This window comes from Sutterella sp. KLE1602 (assembly GCF_001578585.1).
Classification (GTDB): domain Bacteria; phylum Pseudomonadota; class Gammaproteobacteria; order Burkholderiales; family Burkholderiaceae_F; genus Sutterella; species Sutterella wadsworthensis_A.
This window is the reverse complement of sequence record NZ_KQ968544.1, coordinates 1-4377: the sequence shown is the minus strand read 5'-3', so window position 1 is coordinate 4377 and position 4377 is coordinate 1. Positions and strand designations below refer to the sequence as shown.

Below are 4377 nucleotides of genomic sequence, written 5' to 3'. Positions count from 1 at the left end.
AAGGGCCGGACAGGCCCGAGTGCACACAACAAAAAGCACATCGCCCATGTAGTGAGTATTGGGGAGCAAGGCTTTCGGCCGGAGGACTCGATGCCATCAATGGGAGCCATCCTCAAGCCACGCGATCGCGTGGCCCAAGGAATCCCCGCCCTTTAGGACGGAGGAGGAAGTCAACCGCCGAATCGCCGCCAGGAGAGGCGTTCGGAGAAGGGGTTCTCGCGTCCGAGGACGCCGTCGGAGACGACGTCCGCCACGGCCGTGCAGAAGTCGGCGCCGTGGATGCCGCCCGCAATGCTCAGGTGCAGCCCCGGCATGCCGGAGGCGCCTGCGACGGGCAGGCCGTCGGGGCTCGAGAGCACGGTGTGCGAGAGATAGCGCCCCTGAGACCAGTCGGTGGCGGCGGGGAAGAGCTTCACGCCCATTTCCCAGAGCGCCTTGTACTCCTTGTCGACGGGGCAGTGCTCCTGGGCGCCGAGATGCCAGCGGCCCATGATGCGCACGAACGTGTCGAGCGGCAGTGCGATGCGTCCCTCGGGCGTCCTCACGGCATGGCGCATCACGCAGGCGTCGCCCGAGAGGCTCACGTTGAGCACGGAGCGGGTGACGGGCGCAAGCGGCACGCCGCCGTAGGCATGTTCGGGAAGAATTTCAAGGGCGCCCGTGCCGCAGGCGACGACGACGGCGTCGGTCCTGACGGGCTCGTCCGCCGCCACGCCGCAGATGCGGCCGTTGTCGGAGATGAGGCCCGTCGCCTTCCTGCTGCAGAGGATCTTCACTCCCGCTTCGGCGAGGTGTTCCCTGAGCTGCTTGGCGTAGTAGCTCACGGACCAGGTGGTCGCGCGCGAGAATGAGAAGCTCCCGACGTCCGTGGCCGCATAGAGCGAGGGCTCGATGGCGGTGACGTCCTCAAGCGTCGCGGGGGACGCTTCGCCGGCCTCGGGCGAGACGATGATCGTGCCCGCGCTTTCCTGAAGAATGAAGCCGTGCTCCTGCGCCTCGGCCCTGAGCATCGACGTCGAGGCCTCGGAGAGCTCCGCGGCGAGCGCGTCCCTCGCCTCGCATCGCGCGGGCTCGCGGCATGCGGTCATGGCGGAGATGAAGCTCGGGTGGCGAACGGCCGCGCCGCTGCCGTAGACGAGTTCCGAGGTGTTCGAGGCGAGCGCCTTGAGGCGCGCAAGACGTCCTGCCGGACGTGCGATCGGCGCGGGTGCGGGGTCGCCGAGAACGGCGCCCGCACAGTAGCTCGCGCCCTGGCAGGGCGCGCGCTGGGCTTCGATGACGGTGACGTCGGCACCTTTTCTGACGAGGGACAGGGCGGTCTGCAGGCCCGTGAGGCCCGCTCCAACGACTGCGGCGTGCATGTACTGGTATTTTTTTTGGGAAAAAAGGAATCGGTCATTGTAGCCCAGTCCGCCGGTATGGGCCTCCCCCGCACGTACGGCTGGCATATACTGAAGGAACCGCTTTTTTCCGGAACATCCGCCATGACCGAACATACGACCGCCGAGTGCCCCTATCCGAAGCTTGAGGCTCCCGTTCCCCGCGCCGAGCGAGAGAACGATCCGCTCACCGAAACGTCCGTCGCCGAGCGCGTGCTCCTCGACGGCCGCTTCATCAAGGTGGTCGAGGAGGACGTCGTCCTTCCCGACGGACGTCCGAGCCGCCGCTTCGGCCTGCGCCACGGCGGCGCGGCCGGCATGATCGCCCTGGGAGCTGACGGCACGATCGTCCTCGAACGCCAGTGGCGCCATCCGCTGCGCAGGGCCTTCTGGGAGATTCCTGCGGGCAAGCTCGATCAGGGCGAGGCCGAGCTCGACTGCGCGAAGCGCGAGCTCGTCGAGGAGTGCGGCATTCACGCAGCGCGCTGGACGCGACTCGGCGAACTCAACAACGCGATCGGTTATTCCAATGAACGCATCGTCGTGTTTCTGGCCGAGGACCTCTCCTGGGGCACGCAGGCCCTTGACGAGGGCGAGCATCTCGAGGTTGTCCGCGTCGATCTGAAGGAGGCGCTCGACATGTGCGCCGACGGCCGCATCACGGACGTCAAGACCATCGTCGGCCTCTTCTGGCTCGAACGCCTTCTCGCCTCGCGCAGCGCCTGAGGCGCACGGTCCGCAGGGCTCGGGTGTTTGGCAATTCGACGGGCTCTGTGGTAAGATTCCAAAACTCTCGAAGCGGGTGTCGTATAACGGCTATTACCCCAGCCTTCCAAGCTGGAGACGAGGGTTCGACTCCCTTCACCCGCTCCATGAAAATCGCCTCGCAGGCAGTCGGCCCGCGGGGCTTTTTTGTTTTCTGCGCTCTTGTCGGGAGATCAAGAGCGCCGTCGGTTGCGGAAGAGTTTGAGCTTCGCAGTCAGCCTCAGAACGCCGTCATGGGCGGAGGATTGGATCGTGTTCTGCAGATGCGTGCCACACCTGAGTGGAAAGCCGCACGAGCCATGCCGAAGGGCAGGGGAAGGACAAAAGCTTTCCGCGATACTCGTGTGCGGTTCCGCTTGACGAATACGACTTGTTGGTGAAAGTCGTATCGACAAAGAAGCTCAAGCCTACGCAGCACGATCTGCTGACGGGGCAATTCGTCAAGCACGAACTTTGGGAGCGACGCGTCGTGGCGGCTTGGCTTAACCTGTTGTACGCAGGTCTTGACAAACAAACCTACGCCCCGGAACAAGGCTCGGCTATATCGAAACTCTCCCGATTCACCGACGAGGTTTGGCTGCCTGACGAATGGCGCCCGTGCCGTGGTGGCAATTGAAAAGCTGTCGCCATGTTGCGGCAGCTGCAGGATCAAATTGGTGGATGGTGGAGAGCCGCCCATTCGCGAACGTGACACGCGTAAAAAATGGACATGATGACAAACCGTTCATCACCCTCTATGATGAAAAGCAAGGAGCAGGTGCATCGCCAGACAATCAGATCAGCTCATGAAGAGATACGGGTGCGACGCAGATCTCGGTGTGGTGATGAGGGCTTGGTTCCTGCGAATCTTTCATGATGCGACTTCGGGCCGCAAGGGTTTTTGCGTGCTTTGCTCTCATCTTTTTCATGAAAAAAAACAGGGCTCGGAACTTAGTCCAGAGCCCTGTTCAGAAACTGGCGGAGAAGGGGGGATTCGAACCCCCGAGGCCCTTATTCGGACCTGCACCCTTAGCAGGGGTGTGCATTCGACCTCTCTGCCACTTCTCCGCAGAAATCCTTCCGCATGCGATCGCGGTCGATGCGTATCACAGGCGGGATGTTCTTGTATCTGCCGTCGGATCGGATTAGTCATTTCCGTCGACCCTCGAACATCAGGAGTGAAAGCATAGCATGCCAAAAGGGAAAAAGCAAAAAAAACTTAAAAAAAGTCCGACGCTTCCCTCCAAGGCCGCCTGCAATCGCCGGACGCCCTGAAAACGGTTGCCCGACAAAGATAAAGCCGCCGATGCTTTTGCATCGACGGCTTCTTAATTAGGTGGTGCGGTAGGCAGGATTCGAACCCACGACCCTCTGGTTCGTAGCCAGATACTCTATCCAACTGAGCTACTACCGCACTCGAGGATTTGAATGATACAGAGGTTTTGGGAAAATGCAAAATCGCGTATGCAACAAAATGTTTCTGCGTTTTGGGCGTTCAATCCGTTTTCGGAGGCTCCATGGGAGGCGGATGAACGGAATTGACATCCTCCCGGCGTATAAATACGCGGGATTCCTCTTCACTTCGCGTCAAGACGCGACGAAAAGGACGGTTCCCGTTGCTGTCTTGTTGCCAAGCTCACTACACGGGCGAACTGAGCCTGTCCGGCTCTTCTTGAGGACATTGGTTGCCCCCACGACGTCGGCATTCGCAGTGTACCCGCATTTCTGACAACCGAAATGCGCCTGCGAAGGTCGATTTGACGAACTCGTGCATCCGCAGATTGGGCAGGTCTGGCTCGTGTATTTCGGATCGACGAGAATGAGTCGTCCATTGGCCTTGAATACAGCCCAGTGGATGGCCATTCTCATCGCGTAGGGCGCAACGCGCGCCAGAGACCGGTTCAAGCTCGTCTTCTGCCTCACGTTTTTGCCAGGCTCCTCAACCGTGCCTTTGGCCGACTTCGTCATGTTCTTCAGCTTCAGATCTTCCATGGCCACCCCTCCGTAATTCTGTGCGATGGTGTGAGCCGTCTAAAGCATGAAGTCCCGACGAATGTTGCGGATACAACGATGGTGATTCTGAATCTTCGCCTTCAGTCTTCTGCGCTTGCGGCTGGGCTCCCGCTTGTCGAACGGGTTTGCCTTGCCCAACTTGGCAAGCTTTTGACGAGCTTCCTTGTTGCGGCAGAGCTGGCGCTGAAGTACGGCGATTTGCTTTTCGGAATAGTTAGAAAATAATCTATACAACTAGATG

At 60.5% G+C, this 4377-nt stretch carries 3 protein-coding genes and 3 tRNA genes; 2 read left to right on the top strand and 4 right to left on the bottom strand.

What is annotated here, in order from left to right:
• Nucleotides 1–170: 170 nt before the first annotated feature.
• Nucleotides 171–1361 carry an NAD(P)/FAD-dependent oxidoreductase gene (locus tag HMPREF3036_RS06930; RefSeq protein WP_062332902.1) on the bottom strand — a complete coding sequence of 397 codons (1191 nt, stop codon included), beginning with the start codon at nucleotides 1359–1361 and terminating at the stop codon, nucleotides 171–173.
• A 123-nt stretch (nucleotides 1362–1484) separates the two neighbouring features.
• Between HMPREF3036_RS06930 and HMPREF3036_RS06925 the strand changes: the two genes are divergently transcribed.
• Nucleotides 1485–2105 (top strand): NUDIX domain-containing protein, encoded by a 621-nt coding sequence (locus HMPREF3036_RS06925; RefSeq protein WP_038006025.1) that lies wholly within the window; start codon nucleotides 1485–1487, stop codon nucleotides 2103–2105.
• Between the two features lie 72 nt (nucleotides 2106–2177).
• Nucleotides 2178–2252 (top strand) — tRNA-Gly (locus tag HMPREF3036_RS06920).
• Nucleotides 2253–3099: 847 nt separating this feature from the next.
• Here HMPREF3036_RS06920 and HMPREF3036_RS06910 read toward each other — a convergent pair.
• From HMPREF3036_RS06910 to HMPREF3036_RS06900, 3 genes are all read right to left on the bottom strand, one after another.
• Nucleotides 3100–3191 (bottom strand) — tRNA-Ser (locus HMPREF3036_RS06910).
• Nucleotides 3192–3460: 269 nt separating this feature from the next.
• Nucleotides 3461–3537 (bottom strand) — tRNA-Arg (locus tag HMPREF3036_RS06905).
• 173 nt (nucleotides 3538–3710) lie between these two features.
• Nucleotides 3711–4115: a zinc ribbon domain-containing protein gene (locus HMPREF3036_RS06900; protein WP_062332899.1), complete on the bottom strand. Its 405-nt coding sequence runs from the start codon at nucleotides 4113–4115 to the stop codon at nucleotides 3711–3713.
• Nucleotides 4116–4377 lie beyond the last annotated feature (262 nt).

What these genes read in the sequence shown, in the direction of transcription:
- HMPREF3036_RS06930 (WP_062332902.1), bottom strand. Translation starts at nt 1,361, where the DNA reads ATGCACGCCGCAGTCGTTGGAGCGGGCCTCACGGGCCTGCAGACCGCC.
- HMPREF3036_RS06925 (WP_038006025.1), top strand. Translation starts at nt 1,485, where the DNA reads ATGACCGAACATACGACCGCCGAGTGCCCCTATCCGAAGCTTGAGGCT.
- HMPREF3036_RS06900 (WP_062332899.1), bottom strand. Translation starts at nt 4,115, where the DNA reads ATGGAAGATCTGAAGCTGAAGAACATGACGAAGTCGGCCAAAGGCACG.